At 60.9% G+C, this 20361-nt stretch carries 20 protein-coding genes and 1 pseudogene; 10 read left to right on the top strand and 11 right to left on the bottom strand.

Translation table 11 applies throughout. The features are described from left to right. Positions 1-72: 72 nt before the first annotated feature. Positions 73-1047, bottom strand: coding sequence for a cysteine synthase A (gene cysK, locus AC1DKH_RS14945; RefSeq protein WP_477752902.1), 975 nt, complete (start codon positions 1045-1047; stop codon positions 73-75). Between the two features lie 129 nt (positions 1048-1176). Here cysK and AC1DKH_RS14940 point away from each other — a divergent pair. Beyond that, positions 1177-1278: pseudogene (locus tag AC1DKH_RS14940) on the top strand (hypothetical protein); the annotation flags it as partial. Here AC1DKH_RS14940 and AC1DKH_RS14935 read toward each other — a convergent pair. Both AC1DKH_RS14935 and AC1DKH_RS14930 read right to left on the bottom strand, forming a co-directional pair. Next, a complete protein-coding gene (locus AC1DKH_RS14935) occupies positions 1277-1777 on the bottom strand; it encodes a DUF2442 domain-containing protein (RefSeq protein ID WP_477752901.1) in 501 nt (166 codons plus the stop codon). The pseudogene AC1DKH_RS14940 and the gene AC1DKH_RS14935 overlap by 2 nt on opposite strands. Continuing rightward, a complete protein-coding gene (locus tag AC1DKH_RS14930) occupies positions 1765-1995 on the bottom strand; it encodes a DUF4160 domain-containing protein (protein WP_477798538.1) in 231 nt (76 codons plus the stop codon). The genes AC1DKH_RS14935 and AC1DKH_RS14930 overlap by 13 nt, the downstream gene beginning before the upstream one ends. A gap of 204 nt (positions 1996-2199) precedes the next feature. On the opposite strand from AC1DKH_RS14930, the gene AC1DKH_RS14925 reads away from it, so the two are divergent. Beyond that, positions 2200-3045, top strand: a complete 846-nt coding sequence (locus AC1DKH_RS14925; RefSeq protein WP_007984829.1) for an AAA family ATPase — start codon at positions 2200-2202, stop codon at positions 3043-3045. A 12-nt stretch (positions 3046-3057) separates the two neighbouring features. Then, positions 3058-4236: a vWA domain-containing protein gene (locus AC1DKH_RS14920; RefSeq protein WP_008049176.1), complete on the top strand. Its 1179-nt coding sequence runs from the start codon at positions 3058-3060 to the stop codon at positions 4234-4236. A gap of 88 nt (positions 4237-4324) precedes the next feature. Here the strand turns inward: AC1DKH_RS14920 and AC1DKH_RS14915 are convergent, their stop codons facing one another. The 4 genes from AC1DKH_RS14915 to AC1DKH_RS14900 form a co-directional block, all read right to left on the bottom strand. Continuing rightward, positions 4325-5248, bottom strand: coding sequence for a 5-oxoprolinase subunit C family protein (locus AC1DKH_RS14915; RefSeq protein WP_477798537.1), 924 nt, complete (start codon positions 5246-5248; stop codon positions 4325-4327). Next, positions 5245-5949: a 5-oxoprolinase subunit PxpB gene (gene pxpB, locus AC1DKH_RS14910; RefSeq protein WP_477798536.1), complete on the bottom strand. Its 705-nt coding sequence runs from the start codon at positions 5947-5949 to the stop codon at positions 5245-5247. The genes AC1DKH_RS14915 and pxpB overlap by 4 nt, the downstream gene beginning before the upstream one ends. Further along, entirely contained in the window at positions 5946-6698 is a 753-nt protein-coding gene (locus AC1DKH_RS14905) for a 5-oxoprolinase subunit PxpA (RefSeq protein WP_477752898.1), read from the bottom strand. The genes pxpB and AC1DKH_RS14905 overlap by 4 nt, the downstream gene beginning before the upstream one ends. Before the next feature lie 73 nt (positions 6699-6771). After that, positions 6772-8058: an MFS transporter gene (locus AC1DKH_RS14900; protein ID WP_477752897.1), complete on the bottom strand. Its 1287-nt coding sequence runs from the start codon at positions 8056-8058 to the stop codon at positions 6772-6774. Between the two features lie 146 nt (positions 8059-8204). On the opposite strand from AC1DKH_RS14900, the gene AC1DKH_RS14895 reads away from it, so the two are divergent. The 4 genes from AC1DKH_RS14895 (at position 8205) to AC1DKH_RS14880 (ending at position 14497) form a co-directional block, all read left to right on the top strand. After that, a complete protein-coding gene (locus AC1DKH_RS14895) occupies positions 8205-9134 on the top strand; it encodes a LysR family transcriptional regulator (RefSeq protein WP_477752896.1) in 930 nt (309 codons plus the stop codon). 112 nt (positions 9135-9246) lie between these two features. Beyond that, complete coding sequence (locus AC1DKH_RS14890) at positions 9247-11169, top strand: IucA/IucC family protein (RefSeq protein WP_477798535.1); 1923 nt, start codon at positions 9247-9249, stop codon at positions 11167-11169. After that, positions 11159-12370, top strand: coding sequence for an MFS transporter (locus AC1DKH_RS14885; RefSeq protein ID WP_477798534.1), 1212 nt, complete (start codon positions 11159-11161; stop codon positions 12368-12370). Before AC1DKH_RS14890 ends, AC1DKH_RS14885 begins: the two co-directional genes overlap by 11 nt. Before the next feature lie 15 nt (positions 12371-12385). After that, on the top strand, positions 12386-14497 hold the full coding sequence (locus AC1DKH_RS14880; protein ID WP_477798533.1) for a TonB-dependent receptor: 2112 nt from the start codon (positions 12386-12388) through the stop codon (positions 14495-14497). A 44-nt stretch (positions 14498-14541) separates the two neighbouring features. On the opposite strand, the gene AC1DKH_RS14875 is transcribed toward AC1DKH_RS14880, so the two are convergent. From AC1DKH_RS14875 to AC1DKH_RS14865, 3 genes are read right to left on the bottom strand one after another with little or no spacing between them, the layout of a single operon-like run. After that, positions 14542-15084, bottom strand: coding sequence for a DUF2937 family protein (locus AC1DKH_RS14875; RefSeq protein WP_477762592.1), 543 nt, complete (start codon positions 15082-15084; stop codon positions 14542-14544). Positions 15085-15098: 14 nt separating this feature from the next. After that, the gene (locus tag AC1DKH_RS14870) at positions 15099-15875 is read right to left on the bottom strand and encodes a class II glutamine amidotransferase (protein WP_477762593.1); all 777 of its coding nucleotides are present in this window, start codon (positions 15873-15875) and stop codon (positions 15099-15101) included. Between the two features lie 32 nt (positions 15876-15907). Further along, entirely contained in the window at positions 15908-16405 is a 498-nt protein-coding gene (locus tag AC1DKH_RS14865; RefSeq protein ID WP_477760658.1) for an MFS transporter, read from the bottom strand. Between the two features lie 133 nt (positions 16406-16538). Here AC1DKH_RS14865 and AC1DKH_RS14860 point away from each other — a divergent pair, with 133 nt between their 5' ends. Together AC1DKH_RS14860 and AC1DKH_RS14855 are read left to right on the top strand one after the other, a co-directional pair. Further along, entirely contained in the window at positions 16539-18593 is a 2055-nt protein-coding gene (locus AC1DKH_RS14860; RefSeq protein ID WP_477798532.1) for a S9 family peptidase, read from the top strand. Between the two features lie 215 nt (positions 18594-18808). Then, positions 18809-19282 (top strand): cyclic nucleotide-binding domain-containing protein, encoded by a 474-nt coding sequence (locus tag AC1DKH_RS14855; protein WP_477762595.1) that lies wholly within the window; start codon positions 18809-18811, stop codon positions 19280-19282. Here the strand turns inward: AC1DKH_RS14855 and AC1DKH_RS14850 are convergent. Then, a complete protein-coding gene (locus tag AC1DKH_RS14850; RefSeq protein WP_477798531.1) occupies positions 19279-19569 on the bottom strand; it encodes a hypothetical protein in 291 nt (96 codons plus the stop codon). The genes AC1DKH_RS14855 and AC1DKH_RS14850 overlap by 4 nt on opposite strands. Positions 19570-19664: 95 nt before the next feature. Between AC1DKH_RS14850 and AC1DKH_RS14845 the strand changes: the two genes are divergently transcribed. After that, the gene (locus AC1DKH_RS14845) at positions 19665-20351 is read left to right on the top strand and encodes a spermidine synthase (protein WP_477798530.1); all 687 of its coding nucleotides are present in this window, start codon (positions 19665-19667) and stop codon (positions 20349-20351) included. Positions 20352-20361 lie beyond the last annotated feature (10 nt).

The raw sequence follows: 20361 nt of genomic DNA, 5'->3' as shown, positions 1-20361 counted from the left end.
CGATCAATAGATCGCAGCCAGTGATAACGCCTCAAGCATCACCGCCAGCCACGACCCATCAATGTTCAGCGCTTACTGCTGATTCTCCTGTTCGGTAAACAGATCACTGAACAGCATGCTCGACAAATAACGTTCACCGGAATCCGGCAGGATCACGACGATGGTCTTGCCCTGCATTTCCGGGGTCTCCGCTAGCCGAACAGCCACGGCCATGGCGGCGCCGCAGGAAATCCCGCACAAGATTCCTTCTTCCTGCATCAAGCGCAAGGCCATGGCCTTGGACTCTTCGTCACTGACCAACTCCACCCGATCGACGATCGACAAATCGAGGTTCTTCGGCACAAAACCGGCACCGATGCCCTGGATCTTGTGCGGGCTCGGCTTGATTTCCTGACCGGCCAGGGTCTGGGTGATCACCGGCGACACCGCCGGCTCCACCGCTACCGAGAGTATCGGCTTGCCCTGGGTATTCTTGATATACCGTGAAACCCCGGTGATGGTTCCACCGGTTCCGACGCCTGCCACCAGCACATCGATCGCGCCGTCGGTATCGTTCCAGATTTCCGGGCCCGTGGTTTTTTCGTGGATGGCCGGGTTGGCCGGGTTGTCGAATTGCGCCGGCATGAAGTACTTCGACGGGTCACTGGCAACAATTTCACCGGCCTTCTCGATGGCCCCCTTCATGCCTTTGGCCGGCTCGGTCAACACCAGTTCGGCACCCAGTGCCTTGAGCACCTTGCGGCGTTCGATACTCATGGACGCCGGCATGGTCAGCATCAGTTTGTAGCCACGGGCGGCGGCCACGAAGGCCAGGCCGATGCCGGTATTGCCGGAGGTCGGTTCGACGATGGTCATGCCCGGCTTGAGTTTTGCGCTGCTCTCGGCATCCCAGATCATGTTCGCGCCGATCCGGCATTTGACCGAGTAACCCGGGTTGCGCCCTTCGATCTTGGCCAGGATGGTCACACCACGCGGCGCAATGCGATTGATCTGCACCAGCGGCGTGTTGCCGATGGAGTGGGCGTTGTCAACGAAAATGCGGCTCATGGCTGGGTCCTTAACGACAGCATTGAAATAGGGCATCAAGGTAAGCCTCTTGCCCGCAGGCGTCCAGTCGGGTCGAACGTCCGCTTATCAGTGCAGCCAATGGCTTTGGATCGCCGCAGATTTGCCATCATGAAACGTCGATACAACTGGCCCCTGTGGTCCCTCTTCGGCTTCGTTGTACTGCTGATATCGCTACACATCGCCTTGCCCTATCTGGTGCGCGACTACCTCATTGAGAACGAGTGACTGTGTAGCGGCCTGTTTCCTCGGCCGCCCGTGGCGCATTCGCTTGCAACTGCAGGAAATCCCACCCAAGACAGGCCAGTGCCAGGGACCGCGGCACCGCTTCCTTGCCACGGCTGTAACGACTGATGCTGCGGGTACTGACCCCCAGCGCCTCGGCGGCCTGTGTCAGTGACAACCCGGTGCGAGCGCGCCAGTCGATGAAAATCCGGGTATTTTCGTCGGAGGCATTTTGTGCGATCGCATCCAGGAACAACGTATCTGCACCAATCTGGATGTCCTGCTCAGACCACTCGACGCACCAGCCATCATCACCCAGAGCCGCGCCATCGAAAGCGCGTCCCTGCAATGGCTGCAAGCCTGGAAAGGCCAGCAAATCCCGGCTCAGGTCGAGAGTCAGTTGCTGGCCGTCAATAAAGGTCAACGCCAGGCGATACTCCGGTAGTGCCTGTACGGCCAGCAGTCGTGGTCGTTTCATGGGTAACATCGTTTCCAGTCCTCGAGCAGTTGCGCCTGATGGGCCCTGACCCAATCCAGTGTTTCCCTGATGATCAGGGGCGGAGCCCTGCCTACCATCACCTCGACGGTTTCCAGGCTGAGCATGACGTCCAGGCCGCCACCGGTCAGGTGGACATGAGGCGGCGGATGATCCTTCTCGCGCAATTGAATGCGGTATGTGTCGCGAAATCGGTATTTAGTAGACATACCCGGCAAGCTATCGCCAAAATGGCGATAGCTCAATACTGGCCAGCAGCCGAGACTGAGTCAAGATGTGACGCCCCATTCAGAGACTGAATAAGCCGTCTGCGTTCACAGTCGACCGGGCACCGCGTTATAGTCGGGGCTGACCATTTTATAGCGCCCCGCCCTGTCTCGTTCAGGTCGGCGTTACCGTTCGAGGATTAGCAGATGAAGTTCGAAGGCACCCAGGCCTACGTCGCCACCGATGACCTGAAGCTGGCGGTCAACGCCGCCATCACCCTGGAGCGGCCGTTGCTGGTCAAGGGCGAACCGGGCACCGGCAAGACCATGCTCGCCGAGCAACTGGCCGAATCCTTTGGCGCCAAGCTGATCACCTGGCACATCAAATCCACCACCAAGGCCCATCAAGGCCTCTATGAGTACGACGCGGTCAGCCGCCTGCGCGATTCGCAGCTCGGTACGGAAAAGGTCCACGACGTTCGCAACTACCTGAAAAAGGGCAAGCTCTGGGAAGCCTTCGAATCCGAAGAACGGGTCATCCTGCTGATCGACGAAATCGACAAGGCCGACATCGAATTCCCCAACGACCTGCTGCAAGAACTCGACAAGATGGAGTTCTACGTTTACGAGATCGACGAGACCATCAAGGCCAAGAAGCGCCCGATCATCATCATTACCTCCAACAACGAGAAAGAGCTGCCGGACGCCTTCCTGCGTCGCTGCTTCTTCCACTACATCGCCTTCCCCGACCGCGTGACAATGCAGCGGATCGTCGACGTGCACTACCCGGACATCAAGAAAGACCTGGTCAGCGAAGCGCTGGACGTGTTCTTCGACGTGCGCAAGGTGCCGGGCCTGAAGAAGAAGCCTTCGACCTCCGAGCTGGTGGACTGGCTGAAGCTGCTGATGGCCGACAACATCGGCGAAGCGGTGCTGCGTGAACGTGATCCGACCAAGGCCATCCCGCCGCTGGCCGGCGCTTTGGTGAAAAACGAACAGGACGTGCAACTGCTGGAGCGTCTGGCGTTCATGAGCCGTCGCGGCACCCGCTAAGAGGCTGATGCCATGTTGCTCAACCTGTTCAATGAAATGCGCGCAGCCAAGGTGCCGGTCTCGGTGCGTGAACTGCTGGACCTGATCAACGCGCTGAAACAGCGCGTGACCTTCGCCGACATGGACGAGTTCTATTACCTGTCCCGGGCGATCCTGGTGAAGGATGAAAAGCATTTCGACAAATTCGACCGGGCGTTCGGTGCCTACTTCAATGGCCTGGAAAAGCTCGACGATCATCTTCAGGCATTGATCCCCGAAGACTGGCTGCGCAAGGAATTCGAGCGTTCGCTGACTGATGAAGAGCGAGCGGCGATCCAGTCCCTCGGCGGCCTCGACAAGCTGATCGAAGAGTTCAAGAAACGCCTCGAGGAACAGAAGGAACGCCACGCCGGTGGCAACAAGTGGATCGGCACCGGTGGCACCAGCCCGTTCGGTTCCGGCGGTTTCAACCCGGAAGGCATTCGGGTCGGCGATGCCGGCAAGCGCCAGGGCAAGGCAGCCAAGGTCTGGGACCAGCGCGAGTACAAGAACCTCGACGATTCCGTCGAGCTGGGCACGCGCAACATCAAGGTCGCCTTGCGTCGCTTGCGCAAGTTTGCCCGTCAGGGCGCGGCGGAAGAACTGGACATCGATGGCACCATCGACCACACCGCCAAGGATGCCGGGTTACTGAACATCCAGATGCGGCCGGAGCGGCGCAACACCGTCAAGCTGTTGCTGCTGTTTGACATCGGCGGCTCGATGGACGCCCACGTGAAGATTTGCGAGGAGCTGTTCTCGGCCTGCAAGACCGAGTTCAAGCACCTGGAGTACTTCTACTTCCACAACTTCATTTATGAATCGGTGTGGAAGAACAACATGCGCCGCACCTCCGAGCGCACCTCGACCATGGACCTGCTGCACAAGTACGGCGCCGACTACAAAGTGATCTTCATCGGCGACGCCGCCATGGCACCCTACGAAATCACCCAGGCGGGCGGCAGCGTCGAGCACTGGAACGAAGAAGCCGGTTACGTGTGGATGCAGCGGTTCAAGGAGAAGTACAAGAAGCTCATCTGGATCAACCCGTACCCGAAGGACACCTGGGGCTATACCTCCTCGACCAACATCGTGAGGGATTTGATTGAGGACCAGATGTATCCGTTGACTCTTCGTGGGCTGGAAGAAGGGATGCGGTTTTTGTCCAAATGACCGCGTGACGGCCCTGAAAGATCGCAGCCTGCGGCAGCTCCTACAGAGATCGGTGTAGGAGCTGCCGCAGGCTGCGATCTTTTGATCTTCAAACTGTAAAACGGAGCAAATATTCGACATGCTCCCGGTGCGCAACCTCCTGCACCACCGGCCGCAACCGCACCCGCGCCCCCGGCAGGCACTGCGCCAGCCGCGCCAGCGCCAACGGTGTCAACGCTCCCAGACGCGGATAACCGCCAATGGTCTGCCGATCATTGAGCAACACAATCGGTTGCCCATCCGGCGGCACCTGCACCGCCCCCAGTGGAATACCCTCGGAAATCATCGGTTTGCCCTGGTACTGCAGCGCCTTACCCAGCAGGCGAATCCCCATCCGGTCGGCACGACTGTCGAGGCTCCACACGCTGTTGAACGCGTCGAACAGGCTCTGCCCGCTGAACTCACCGATCTGTGCACCGAGGACCAAGTCCAACGGAGCATCAAGGTTCAAGTCCGGCCGCTGGTCTGCGGTCATTTCGCACAGCAACATCACCGAGTTGCCCGAATAGCTCAATGACGCGCCCTTACCCAGCGCATGGCCCATTCCGTCCAGGCCGCCGAGCTCCTCACGGACCACCGTCGCGCTGCTGCCCAGCACTTTCGGTGCATCAAACCCACCCGGCGCCGCCAGATAGGCCCGGGCGCCGAGCAACGGCCGGGTGAATTGCAAACGCTGACCTTTGTGCAGCCTGAAACTGCGCCACGGTGCCAGCGCCTCGCCGTCCACCCGCGCGCCCAGATCCGCTCCGGCCAAGGCCAGCACGCATTCCTCCTCGGCCACCACGGTGAATCCGCCGAGGGTGATTTCAATCACCGGCGCATCCAGCCCGTTGCCCAGCAGCCAGTTGGCCCAGGACATCGAACGCCAATCAGCCGCTCCTCCCTGGGTCACACCCAGATGCCGCACGCCGAATCGACCGGCATCCTGCAACAGGCACAGCGGCGTACTCGCTTCAATCGTCAGACGGCTCATGCCTGGGCCTCCAGTGGCGTATCGTCACCGCCCAGGTTAATGAACTCGGCAAGGCTGACCGCTTCGAACCGTACGGTGTCACCGGGTTGCATCAGGCTGTAGCCGTCACGGTTGCGATCGAACAATTTGGCCGGCGTGCGGCCAATCAGGTTCCAGCCGCCCGGCGACACCACCGGGTAAGCCGCCGTCTGCCGTTCGGCGATGCCGACACTGCCGGCCGCGACTTTCTTGCGTGGCGTGTTCAGACGCGGCGCGGCGAGTGCCTCTTCCACCAGCCCCATGAAGGCGAAGCCCGGCGCAAAACCCAGGGCGAACACCTGATATTCACGCTCGCAGTGACGACGGATCACCTCCTCCACCGCCAACCCGCTGCGCTGCGACAACAGGCTCAACTCCGGTCCGACGCTCAAGTCGTACCACACCGGCAACACATGACATTTACCGCGGGCATGGGTGTTGGGCGACAGATCGATCAACGCTTCGGCAATCAACTCCCGGGCCTGGGCGGGACTCAGCTCGGTCAAGTCGTAATGCACCATCAAGGTGGTGTAGGACGGCACCAGATCAATCAGATGCCCGGCGAACGCCGCCCGCAGACTTTCACTGGCCGCCAGCATCCACGGCATGTTGGTTTCGGCAATTTCATCGAACAGGCGCACCATCAGGCAATCCAGCGCCACCACTTCAACCCGCAGCTTCATGACGCACTCTGCCGGTTCAAGGCTTCACGGATACGTTGTACGGCAGCGACCGAACTGGCGTTGTCGCCGTGCACGCAAAGGGTGTTGGCCTGCAAATGCAGGGCGCTGCCATCGCTGGCGGTGAGGTGATCGCCACGGGCAATGGTCAGCGCCTGCTCGCTGATTTTTTCCGGGTCGTGATGCACCGCTCCCGGCAGTTGTCGCGACACCAGCCTGCCGGCGCTGTCGTAAGCACGATCGGCAAAAGCCTCGAACCACAGCGTCACGCCGTATTCATCGCCCAGTTGTTGGGCGGCGCTGTTGTCGCGAGTCGCCATCAACATCAATGGCAGGTTGCGGTCATAGGACGCCACGGCTTGCAGCACGGCGCGTAATTGCGCCGGGTTGGCCATCATGTCGTTGTACATCGCGCCATGGGGTTTGACGTAACTGACCCGCCCGCCCTGAGCCCGGCAGATGCCGTCGAGGGCGCCGATCTGGTAATGCAGAATGTCTTGAAGTTCCTGGGTGGCATAGGCCATGGAGCGGCGGCCGAACCCCACCAGATCCTGATAGGCCGGATGCGCGCCAACTTGCACACCGTGGCTGAGGGCCAGGCTGACGGTCTTGCGCATGATGCTCGGGTCGCCAGCGTGAAAACCGCAAGCGATGTTGGCGCAATCGATAAAGGGCATGATTTCTGCGTCCAGACCCATGGTCCAGCTGCCGAAACTCTCGCCGATGTCGCAGTTCAATAGCAGGCGGCTCACGCTGAACACTCCTGTAGGCATTAATCTTTTTAGCTGTGGGACATATCTGTAAGACAAGCCCGCAGGTTATCAGTTACCGGGCGTCGAGTTGCTTGCCACGGGTTTCCGGCAGGCTCAGGGCCGCGAGGATCACCACGCCGTAGGACACTGCCGCAAAGGCACCGATGCCCACACTCAGCGGCACGGTCTGGCTGAGCAGGCCGATCAGCAGCGGGAACAACGCCGCCAGCGCCCGGCCGATGTTGTAGCAAAAACCCTGGCCCGAACCGCGAATGCGTGTAGGGAACAACTCGGTCAGGAATGCACCCATACCACTGAAAATCCCCGAGGCGAAGAAACCCAGCGGGAAGCCCAGCCACAGCATCACGCCGTTGCTGACCGGCAGTTGGGTGTACAGCAACACAATGGTGAACGAACCCACGGCGAACAGGATGAAGTTCTTTTTACGTCCCAGGATGTCGGTCAAATAGGCGCTGATGACATAACCCACGTAGGAACCAACGATCACCATCGCCAGATAACCGCTGGTATTGAGTACGCTCAAACCGCGTTCGTTCTTCAGGAAAGTCGGCAACCAGGAAGTGATGGCGTAGTAGCCGCCCAACGCGCCGGTGGTCAGCAACGAAGCGCGAATCGTGGTGAAGAGCATGCCGGGGGCGAAGATCTCGTAGAACTTCGACGGGTTGCCCGGCTCCTGTTTCGCTTTGGCTTCACGATAGATTTCCGGGTCCTTGACCAGACGGCGGACGAAAATCACGAAGATCGCCGGCACGATGCCGAGGATGAACAGCGCACGCCAGGCATCCTCCGGTGGCAATACCGAGAACAGCAGCGCATACAGAATCGCGGTCAGCCCCCAACCCAGCGCCCAGCCGGACTGCACCATGCCAACGGCCTTGCCACGGTCCTGGGCACGAATCACCTCGCCGATCAGCACCGCGCCGGCCGTCCACTCACCGCCGAAACCGAATCCCATCAGGGTCCGTGCAATCAGCAGTTGCTCGTAGCTCTGGGCAAAGCCGCAGAGGAAGGTGAAGAAGGCAAACCACAGCACCGTCAGTTGCAAGGTGCGCACACGACCAATGCGGTCGGAGAGAATCCCCGCCACCCAGCCACCGATGGCCGAAGCGATCAGCGTGCTGGTGTGAATCAGCCCGGCCTGGCCGGTGGTGATGCCCCACATGGCAATCAGGGTCGGCACCACGAAGCTGAGCATCTGGGTGTCCATGCCGTCCAGGCCATAGCCGATCTTGCAGCTCCAGAAGGTGCGGCGTTCCTGCTGATTGATGTTGCGATACCAGTCGAAAGGTCCCGGACGGGCCGAGGCTTTCGGGGTGGCGGTGGTGTCGGGCGCACTCATGGCAAATCTCCGCGCTGATTTTATTGGTATTGTTCTGAGCCCCGACGACGCCTATCGTGGGAACCGGATGCGTCGATTTTTGGACGCGCGCCCCTGCTGCGTCCAACTAATAAAAACCCGCCTTAGCCATAAGAAATCTTTATCCCATGAACCTGAAGTTTCTCGAGACCTTCGTCTGGGTCGCCCGACTCAAGAGTTTTCGCCTGACCGCCGACAAGCTCTTCACCACTCAGGCCTCGATTTCCAGCCGAATTGCGGTGCTTGAAGGCGAGCTCGGGGTAAAGCTGTTTCTGCGGGATTCGCGCGGCGTGAGCCTGACGCCCGAAGGCCTCAAAGTGCTCGATTACGCAGAGCAGATGATGGACACCATGCAGGCACTCAAGCAGTCGATCGAGACCCGTTCGAGCAAGGCCGGACGGGTGCGCATTGGCGTGATGGACACGGTGATCCACACCTGGCTAAGCCCGTTGGTGGCGCAGATGACCGATCACTACCCACTGGTGGAAATCGAGCTGGTGGCCGATACCTCGCTCAATCTCTGCGATCAGCTGCAAAAAGGCTTTCTCGACGTGATCCTGCAAACCGACCTGCTGCGCCAGGAAAGCGTGCGCAGCCTGGAACTGGCCAGCCACCCCATGGGCTGGATTGTGGCCAGCAATTCCCTGTACAACCGTGAGTATTCTGGCGTCGCCGATCTGGCGAAAGAGCGGATCATTACCTACTCGAAAAACTCCCACCCGCATCAGGAAGTGCTCGCCCTGATGCAGGCCAATGGCGTGATGACGCCACGGTTGAACTGCGTGAACTCGGTGTCGGCGATTACCCGGCTGCTGCGCGACGGTTTTGGCATCGGCGCGTTGCCGCCGGTGCTGGTGGCCGAGGAACTGGCGCGTGGCGAATTGACCTTGCTGGACATCGATCAGCGACCACCCGACTTGCAGGTGGTGGTGTCGTGGCGGGTGGGCGTTGAGTGGGTCGAGGAGATTGTGGCCTTGTGTCAGCAGGTGTTGGAGGAGTATGCGCGGAAGGTGGGAGAGCGCTACATGGTCTTGAGCAAACCCCTGGCCGGCCTCTGAAAAGGAGTTTTCCACACCACAAGTAGGAATTACTATCATTTGCATTATTATTTGAAAAATGTATTCTCTGCGCGCATTCAGTTAAACCACTGTCCAGAAGGAGTCGGACTTGATGCGCGCTTACACGCAAAAACAGCAGCAATTGCTCTCAAACTGGAGCGAAGCCCTCGGCACTCCTGCCTTCCAGTCCCACCGCATCACCCTCGACCATTTGAGCAATGCCCTGGAGCCTGCCGCCCAGCGCTGCTTCCAACGCCTGATCCAGGCGCTGTTTCGCGAAGGCCTGATCAACCCCGACGTCTGTGAATACGACAACAACGGCCGTTGCTGGCTGCCGCTTGGCGACGGTATGCAGCTTTGCTTCGACCACCTGACGGGCGGAAGAATGAACAGCTGGGACGTGCGTGGCAGCATCGTCCTGCACACCCCCGACAGCCTGCCGCACAAAATCCAGTTGCCCAGTGAACTGCTCGCTCACCTCAGCACTCAGCTCAACCCGCCCGCCTCCCCGCAGGTACTGGAACGTCTGGCCCACGAGCTGGACGATAGCTACAGCAACGACACCCTGTGCCTGGCGTTCCACCATGGATGGACCGAGCGCCTGAGAGAGCAGATCGACACCGAGCACAACGACAATCTTTTCGCCTGGCTCAAAGCCAGCCCCGACCACCAGAACCCGACGTCATTGCTCGAACAGTGGGGCACGCTCGGCCATCCCTGGCATCCGAACTACAAGACCAAACTGGGCTTGAGCGCTGCGCAGGTCATCGCTTTCTCGCCGGAATTCGAAGCGAGTTTTCCGATTGTGCTGTGCGCCCTGCACCGACAGTACGCCCACGTCGAGTCACTGGCCGGCACCGCCGATTACTGGGACTGGTGGCAGGGCCACTTCCCGCAGGCCGCCGAACAATTGCAGCGCCATTTGCAGCAACGGGGCCTGGAGGCAACGGACTACCTCCCGCTGCCGTCGCACCCATGGCAAGTCAATGAAGAACTGCCCAACTCGTTCGCCAACGAGATCGCCGACAACCTGCTGATCGTCACCGACATCGTTGCCTTCACCGGCCACCCGACAATGTCCTTCCGCACGGTCCTACCAGAGGCCAGCCGCGTTGCGCCGATGGTCAAACTGCCGGTGGCCTTGCGTCTGACCAGCGTGCAGCGCACCGTGTCGCCGCGCTCGGCCCGGATGGGTCCGCGCATCAGCCAACTGATATTGCAGATTCTCGATCATGAACCGCAGATTCAGCGTCTGCTGAACATCGTGCCGGAGCGCATCGGCGTGCACTACGCGCCACAACCGGCCAATGACGAACTGTCCCGGCATGCCGCTGTGCTGTACCGCGACAACCCGCTGACCCTGCTGCAAGAAGGCGAACTGGCCGTGCCGGTCGGCAGCCTGTTCGCCGTCAATGAATTCGAACAACCGTTGCTGCGTGACTGGGTGCAACTGGCTCAGGGCCGTGACGACAGCGAGGCCATGCTGGCGTTCTTCGATGATTACCTGTCGATTGCCGTCCCGAGCCTGCTGGGCATCTACCTGATGTATGGCGTGGCGTTCGAAGCGCACCAGCAAAACAGCTTCATGGTGATGGGCGCTGACGGGCGGTTGAATCGGTTGTTACTGCGTGACTTCGGCGACATTCGCATCGATCGCAAAACCCTGCACGCCAAGGGTCTGGATATCCAGCTGCACGATCCGGAAATGACCCTGTACGACGACGCCGGTTTTGTCCGCGACAAGCTCCTGCACACCACGTTCATGTGCCACCTCGGTGAGTTGACGTTGCTCTGTGCCCGCCACTGGAATGTGCCGGAAAACAGCCTTTGGGAGCGCTTGGCCATGCACGTCGAACAGTGCTTCGAGAGTGTGCGCGAGCACGTCGAACCGGCACGCTGGGAAAGCGAGCGCCAGGCCTTGCTGGAACAGGATTGGCCGGCCAAATCGTTCATGCGCATGCGCTTGCACGACAGCCACGCCGACATCGTCGGACGCCTGAGTAATCCGCTGCGAACCAACGCCGATGCTCGCTGATGGTCGTGCGTTGCGGCTGCTGATCGTCATCCAGTTTGTCTCCATGGGTGCCATGGAAATGAGCGGCCCGTTCTGGCCCTTGCAGATCCAGCATCTGCTTGGGCCAGAGGGCGCCGGCTACACCTCGCTGCTATCGGCGCTGGTCTATGCCGGCCCGATGCTGGCGGCCATGCTGCTGACGCCCGCGTGGGGGCGGTTGGGTGATCGCACCGGGCACAAGCCGATGATCGTTCGGGCGTTGCTGGCACTTGCGCTGTGCCAAGGGCTGGCGGCGATTACCCTCGACCCGTGGCTGCTGGTGGGCATTCGCGTGATGCAAGGCGCATTGGCAGGATTTCTCGCCGCCGCGCAAGCCTATGCCCTGGCCTGCTGCGACAATTCCCGGCGCGGTCACACCCTGGCCCGTCTGCAATCGGCGACCGCCGTCGGCTCGTTGATCGGCCCGGTGCTGGGCGGCTGGCTGATGGACATCTCGGGGTTTGCCCTGCTCTGTTATGGCGCGTCGGCGATTTGCCTGCTGTGTGCACTGGGGAGCTTTTTCCTGCCGGCCGACAAGGCGCGAACCTCGACGAAGAAACCGGTTGCGCCAGTGGCCCTGCCTAAAGGCTGGCTCGGTGGAATCCTGTTGGTGATCGTGTTGATTCAAGCCGCAAAGATGATGCCGCAACCCTTCTACGCGCTGTACGTCGCCGACATTCTGCGCGCGCCGGGCTGGCTGATCGGCGCTACTTACGCGGCGAGCGCCGCGACCCTGGCCATCTCCGCTCCGCTGTGGGGGCGTCTGTTCGACCGCTGGCAGCCGGCTTACACCTTGCGTGTCATCGAAGGCGTTGCCTGGCTCTGCGCCCTGACGCTCGCGGCCACAGCACTGGCCAGCGAATGGCTGGGTTTTCTCGTCAGCCGGTTGGTCTGGGGCATCTGGCAAGGCGCACTGCTCCCCGTCGCCTATGCGCTGATCGCCAACACCGTGTCTTCAAGCCAGCAGGGTTTTGCCCTCGGCCTGGGCAACAGCGCGGCCAAGGCTGGCGCTCTGCTCGGTGCCGTCCTCGGCGGGATCGGCATGGGGCTGGTCGGGCTGGCCCACAGTTTCTGGCTGGTGGCGTTGACCTACGCACTGGCCGCCATCGGGATCCGCTGGGTGCGCTCATTCACCACCACACCTGCCCCCGCAATCTTGTCTACCAACACTAATCACGACTAAAAAAAAGACCCACTCATGACCCGAACCAAACTTTCTTTGATGATTCCGCTGCTCGGCTCCTTCAGCGCCCAGACCTGGGCCGAGGACACCGACCAGCAACCCGGCACATTGAACATGCAGGCCACCGTCGTTTCCGCGACGCGCAGCGAAGCGACCATTGCCTCGATTCCAGGCTCGGTCCAGGTGATCGACGAACAACAGATCCGCCAACAGAGTGGCGCCGGGCGTCGGGTCTCCGACATTCTGGGGCAACTGGTTCCCGGCCTGGCGCCGTCCAGCGGCGGGATGAGCAACTTCGGCCAGACCCTGCGCGGGCGCAATATGCTGGTGTTGATCGACGGCGTGTCGCAGAACGCCACGCGGGACAACTTCCGCCAGCTCAACAGCATCGCACCGGCCAGTATCGAACGCATCGAGGTGGTTTCCGGCGCCAGCAGCATTTATGGTGCCGGTGCTTCGGGCGGCATCATCAACATCATCACCAAGCGCAATCAGGGTCAGGACCTTGCCTACAGCAGCAAACTGGGCCTGACCACCGGCAACAACCTCAACAGCAAGGGTTTCGCCTACGAGGCCTTTCAGAGTGCGACCGGGCGCAAGGATGCCCTGGATTGGTACCTGTCCGCCGACCTGACCCAGCGCAACGATCAGTACGACGGCAACGGCAATCGCATCCCTCAGGACACGTCCCAGGGCAGCAACATGGACACCGACACCTATGACCTGCAAGGTCGTTTCGGTTACGAACTGGATGCCGATAAAAAACTCAGCCTGTCGCTGCAGGACTACAAGGACCAGCAGGACACTGGCTACACAAAAGACCCGAAAAACCTGCAAGAGGCCGTGGCGGTCAAAGGGCTGAAACTCGACGACCAGCCCTACACCCATAACCAGGCGGCCAACCTCAACTACACCGACAACGACTTCTACGGCCAGGGCCTGCAACTGGAAAGCTACTGGCGCCGGGCCGACGCGCTGTTCTTCCCGGACCTGTCGCGGGGCAAGGCCGGGATCGCCGACAACAACAGCGTGCAGGATGTCTACGGCCTGCGTGCGGCCATCGACACGCCGTTGCCGGCCATCGGCAGCGCCACAGGCAACCTGGTCTGGGGCGCCGACTATGATCACGAACGCTCCCGTCAGCGCGGTGACCAATACACCCTCAATGGGCTGACCTACACCAAGACCGGCACCACTTACGAGATGGGCCCGGATATCGAAACCACCACCAAGGCGCTGTTCGGGCAGATGTCCTGGGACATCGGAGACTGGACCTTGCGTGGCGGTGTGCGCCGCGAATGGATCGAAAGCGAGGTCTCCGACAGCATCGCTTACGGTCAGATCGTCCAGACCGGCGTACGCGCCATCCTGCCCGGTGACACCCTCAAATACGACGCGACGCTCTATAACCTGGGCGCGGTCTATCATCTGAGCGAACATCAGGACGTCTTCGCCAATTACAGCCAGGGGTTTTCGCTGCCGGACATCCAGCGCTTCTTGCGTGACGTGAATAGCACCTTCGACATCCAGAGCCTCAACGCCCAGGCCATCAAGGTCGACAGCTACGAGCTGGGCTGGCGCGGTGACTGGGACCGGTGGCAGGCCGACGTCACCGTCTATGAAAACACCTCGGACGTGACTCAGTTCTACGATGCCAATGACCGTGTCTTGCGTCTGATCAACCAGAAGGAGCGGGTTCGCGGTATCGAAAACAGCCTGACCTACCTCGCGACCGATCACTGGTCGGTGGGTGGCACCTATGCCTGGGCCAAAGGCGAGACCGAGCAGAACGGGAAATGGATCGATCTGCCGGCGACACGCATTTCACCGGCCAAAACCACGCTGTTCGTCGGCTACGCCGAAGACGACTACACCCTGCGCCTGCAAGGCATGCACCTGTCCAGTTACGACGCTGCCGCCAAGGACAACAACGGGCGCGACATCGATGGCTATACGCTGGTGGACCTGCTCGGCTCCGTGTACTTGCCGGTCGGTCGCCTGGAAGGCGGGGTGTACAACCTGACCAACCGCACGTACGTCAACCTGTTCGCCCAGGCCAACGCCAGAGCGCCATTCCCCAACGCCGAAGGCCGTACCTTGAGCATGACCTATTCGATTGATTGGTAATCCAGCAAGGAGCCGGCTTGCCGGCTCCTTGACGTTCGACGGTGTTACAAACCGCGCAAATCCCGCTCTTCGATCGGCCGGCTCTGGCGCAGACGCTTGCCGCCCAGCACCACCCAGTCGATCAGACGGAACAGGCACTCGATCCCGAACGACAGCAGCAACGCGCCGCTCATGCCCCAGACCATCGCCTCGGGCGTCAACAGGATCTGGTAGCTGTAGCCATTCCAGGTTTCCTTGCGAATGTCTGGATCGGCAGCCAGCACCACTTGCAGGAAGCGGATGTACCACGGGCCCTGCATCGCCTGGAATTGCTTGTCCAGCGCCAGTTGGCGGGTCAACAGGTTACTCAGGCTGTCGGCATCGCTGCGGAAGATCGGGTCTTCGCTGACGCGGTAATGGGCCACCAGTGCCTGCATATCGCCCTTGAAGAACTGATTCGCGGTGTTCTGGAACCCGCTCAACCCGGTCTGCGCCTCGATCAGATGCGCCTCGACCCGCTTGGCGTAATCACTAATGAAGCCCGGAACCTGGACACCGATCAACAGGCCCGCCGCAAACAACACCAGCCGTAGATAACTGAGCAACATGGGGGATTGAATCCTTATTCGGTCTGGCCCTGGCTGACGCATTCGCCGCGCCGCCACAGGCTCCATTGACCCGGTTCGTAGCGGGTCCAGGTTTCGTTTTCGGTCAGGGGTTCGGTGGCGATGACGGTAACCACATCGTTCGGCGTGGTTTCGGCCTGAAAGTCGACGATCACGTCGACATCTTTCAAGCGCGCCGGGCCAAACGGTGCGCGACGGGTGATTTGCGCCAGTTTGGTCGAGCAATAGCAGAACAACCAATCGCCATCGCTGAGCAGGCAGTTGAATACGCCTTTGCTGCGGTATTCGGCGCAAGCGGCCACCAGATCCGGCAGCAACGCTTCGACCTCGACCGGCTCGGGGAACGCCGCACGCACACGGTTGAGCAAATCGCAGAACGCCGCTTCGCTATCGGTATCACCCACGGGGCGGTAGAAACTGGCCACTGGCTGAAAATCCGTCAACTGGCCGTTATGGGCGAAACACCAGTTGCGCCCCCACAGCTCACGGACGAACGGATGCGTGTTGGACAGACAGACCTTGCCGACGTTGGCCTGGCGGATGTGCCCGATCACCACTTCGCTCTTGATCGGATAGCGCTGCACCAGGTTCGCGACTTCCGACTCGCAGCTTGCCGCCGGATCCTGGAACAGTCGCAGCCCACGGCCTTCATAGAAGGCAATGCCCCAGCCATCGCGGTGCGGGCCGGTGCGTCCGCCGCGCTGCATCAGCCCGGTGAAGCTGAACACGATATCGGTCGGGACATTGGCGCTCATGCCCAATAACTCACACATGCTCGGACTCTCGCTCAATCGCAGGGGCAAGGTTACAGACGGGGTTCGACTCGCATCCGCTGAGGATTGCTCGGCACCGGTGGACGACCGTAACGATCATCGCCGGCACCGCCGAACGGTTGATCATCTTCGGGTTCTTCGGCGCGCACGGCGGCTTTGGCCGCGGCAGCCTGTTCCTTGCGGGCGTTGGAGGCGCGCTCGATAGGGAAACGGATCGCCACCAGCACCAGATAGAGGCCGAACGCGATCATGCCGTACATGAACAGATCGGAAATCGCCCGCCAGGCGTTGTTGCCGACCTTGAACAGCAGGTCGAGGGCGGTAATGGCGACGGCCGGTGCGACTTTATCCTTGACCGGGTCGATGATGGTCGGGCTGAACAGCAGCACGGCCATGGCCAGCCGTAGCGGCTCACGCAGCCAGCGCCACATCCAGCGGGTCAAGCGCATCCACACCAACAGGCAGCCCAAAGCGGCGAAGGCGTAGAGGCCCCAAGCGATCAGATAGTCGTTCTCGGTCATGGTGTCCATGGCAAGGCAGGCAAAGAGGCGCTTATGATAACGGCTTTTCGCCCGTCAGGCTGCATCAATGCCTGACTGTTGGGCGCGGCCCGCTCCCACCGGTTGCCAAGCCCCTATTCCGTACACTGTTCGAGAGCCCTTCATGCCCCTATCCGCCAACATTCACGACGCTCCGATTGCCCACATGGCTGATGGCTCCGACCCGTATGCCTGGCTGCAAGAGCGCGACACCGAAGCAGTGCTCGACTACCTCAAGGCCGAAAACAGCTATCAGGAAGCGCAAACCGCCGACCAGGCCGGGCTGCGTGAAACCCTGTTCGAAGAGATCAAGGGGCGGATTCTCGAGACCGATCTGTCCCTGCCCTCGCCGTGGGGACCGTATCTGTATTACACCCGCACCACGGCGGGCGATGAGTACGCCCGGCACTACCGCTGCCCGCGTCCGGCCGATGACAGCCTGACCCTCGACGAAAGCCGCGAACAACTACTGCTGGACCCGAACGAACTGGCCAATGGCGGCTTCTTTTCGCTCGGGGCGTTCAGCATCAGCCCGGATAACCAGCGCCTGGCCTACAGCATCGACTCCAGTGGCGAGGAGATTTACACGCTGTTCGTGAAGGAATTGTCCGACGGCCGTGTCAGTGAACTGGAATTCCAGGACTGCGACGGCAGCATGACCTGGGCCAACGACAGCCTGACGCTGTTCTTTGGCGAACTGGATGACACCCATCGTCCGCACAAGCTGTATCGCTATCGACTGGACGGCACGGCGGCCGAAGAAGTGTTCCATGAGCCGGACGGGCGCTTCTTCATGCATTGCTACCGTTCAAGCTCCGAGCAGCAATTGCTGCTGTCCGTGGGCAGCAAGACCACCAGCGAAGCCTGGGTCCTCGACGCCAACCAGCCGCAGCAAGCCTTTACCTGCATCGCGCCACGGGTCGAGGATCATGAGTACGACGTCGACCACGGCGTACTCGACGGTCAATGGACCTGGTTCATTCGCAGCAACCGTGACGGCATCAATTTCGCCTTGTACACCGCTGTAGATACCGGTGCCGCGCCCACCGAAGCCGACTGGCAGAACCTGATCCCCCACAGTGACACGGTGATGATCGACGGCATCAGCCTGAACACCGGGGCCATGACCCTCAGCCTGCGGGTCGGCGGCTTGCCGGTCATTGAGGTTCACCCGCAAGGCCTGGCGCCCTATCGCGTGCAACTGCCGGATGCGGCCTACAGCCTGCACGTGCAAAACAGCCTGGAGTTCGAAAGCGAGCGGATTCGCCTGCGCTACGAAGCGTTGAACCGTCCGGCGCAAATCCGCCAACTGGACCTGGCCTCTGGCGAGCAGAAAGTGCTCAAGCAAACTCCGGTGCTGGGCCCGTTCGATGCCGATGCCTACGTCAGCCAGCGCCTGTGGGCCACTGCACCGGACGGTACGCAAGTGCCCATCAGCCTGGTGATCAAGCGTGCAGACCTCGGCAAACCCGTGCCGCTGTACCTCTACGGCTATGGCGCCTATGGCGAAAGCCTCGACCCGTGGTTTTCCCACGCGCGCCTGAGCCTGCTGGATCGCGGCATGGCGTTTGCCATTGCCCACGTGCGTGGCGGTGGCGAACTGGGGGAAGCCTGGTATCGCGCCGGCAAGCAGGAGCACAAGCACAACACCTTCAGCGACTTTATCGCCTGCGCCGAACACCTGATCGCCCAGGGCTTCACCACTGCACCGCAGTTGGCGATCAGCGGCGGCAGCGCCGGTGGCTTGCTGATCGGCGCGGTGCTCAATCAACGGCCGGAGCTGTTTGGCGCCGCCATCGCCGAAGTGCCGTTCGTCGACGTACTCAACACCATGCTCGACCCTGACCTGCCATTGACCGTCACGGAATACGACGAGTGGGGCAACCCTGAAGAGCCGGCCGTCCATGATCGGATCAAGGCCTACGCCCCGTACGAAAACGTCACCGCACAAGCTTATCCGGCGACTCTGGTGATCGCCGGTTACAACGACAGCCGTGTGCAGTATTGGGAAGCAGCCAAGTGGGTGGCGAAATTGCGCGCGACCAAGACCGACAGCAATCCCCTGCTGCTCAAGACTGAACTGGGTGCCGGGCATGGCGGGATGAGCGGTCGATATCAGGGATTGCGTGACGTAGCACTCGAATATGCATTTTTGTTCAAGGTTTTGGGCATTGCCTGAGGAACTTGGCTGGGTGTGCGGGTCATAGTTCCGAACACAGGAAGCCGACACAACACTGACCCATGTAGGAGCTGCCGCAGGCTGCGATCTTTTGATCTTGAAATATCAAAGTCAAAAGATCGTCCGAACGCGGCCCGAGCCTGCGGCAGCTCCTACAGGGTGTGCGGTGAATTCATATCCGGAACCGAACCAGACAACAAAAAAGACCGCACGACATGTCAGAACCAACCTTTCTGAACAACGAAATTCGCGACTGGCTGATGGATTGCGGCCTGTTCAATCAACTGCTGCCGGCGGACTTCGTCGCGGCTTCGGGCTACTTCAGTATCAGCACCATTGCCCAGGGCGAGGAGATCTTCCAGGAGGGCGATGCCGGCAGCTTCATGTGCATCATCCACACCGGTCAGGTGGCAGTGCAGAAAACCACCGCCGGCGGGCAACGCGTCACCATCGCCACGTTGCGCAGCGGCCGCTCGTTCGGCGAAATGGCCGTGCTCGACGGCGAACGGCGCTCGGCCAGTTGCGTGGCCGCAAGCAACTGCCAGTTGCTCAACCTGGGCAAGGACTCGCTGGAAAAGATGCTCAACGACGCACCGAAAATCGCCGCCAAGATCATCCGCGCCCTCGCCGTTTCCCTGTCCAAACGCCTGCGCATGGCCGACGGCCAACTGCTTTCACAGCAGGTCTAGCCGCCCGGCGATTTGGCTTTCGGCGGATTGGGCGCAAGACCCGGTATCGGCTGGTCCTTGGTCGGCGGGCTCGGCATTTCAATCGGCACCAACGGCGGACCGCTACTGCCGGGGCCGACTTTAGGCAAAGGCGCCGGGCTGATTTGCGGGTATGGCGTGGGCGTCGCGGTGCCGGGCGAACCGGGCATCGGCGCGGGGCTGACGGGAATCGATTGCAGCTGTTGAGCCGGCACTGCAGTTATCGAGAGCGCGGCCAGGGCAATGACCGTTAGAATGGTGCGCTTCATCAATGGCTCCGTTGACCTTGTCGTCATAAACAGGCTACTCCCAACTGCGTCTGTTTGCCCTCCCGTGTTCTGCCAATTTTCTTCAAGTGAGCCCCATGAAACGTTTCGTTCTGCTGGACACCACCCCCATTCCTGAAAACGGCGGTGCCCTGTGCCTGTTCGAATACGGCGAGGATTTTGTCATCAAGATCCAGGGGGGCGATGGCGGGCAATTGATGAATACGCGCATGCATGGCTCCGAAGATGCTCTGGCCGAAATCCCGTGTCGCAAAGTCGCCGGTCGACCGAATTCACGGGTGCTCATCGGCGGCCTGGGCATGGGCTTCACCCTCGCTTCGGCGCTCAAGCACTTGGGCAAGACTGCCGAAGTGGTGGTCGCCGAACTGGTTCCCGGTGTCGTTGAGTGGAATCGTGGACCACTGGGCGAGAAGGCTGGCAATCCGCTGCTCGACCCGCGGACGGTGATTCGCATGGAAGACGTGGCCAAAGTCCTGCAAGCCGAACCCCAGGGTTTCGATGCGATCATGCTCGACGTCGACAACGGCCCCGAAGGCCTGACCCAGAAAGCCAACAGCTGGCTGTACTCCGCCGGTGGCCTCAGTGCCTGCGCCAAGGCCCTGAGACCAAAAGGTGTGCTGGCCGTCTGGTCGGCCAGCGCTGACCGGCAATTTTCCGACAAACTGAAGAAAGCCGGTTTCAAGGCCGAGGAAGTGCAGGTCTTCGCCCATGGCGACAAGGGCACCCGCCACACCATCTGGATTGCCGAGAAGCTCAAGGGCTGAGCTAAACTTC

The sequence above is a fragment of the Pseudomonas sp. 05L36 genome, from assembly GCF_056398125.1.
The sequence above is the reverse complement of the archived record's forward strand: the minus strand, read 5'-3'. Positions and strand labels throughout refer to the sequence as shown.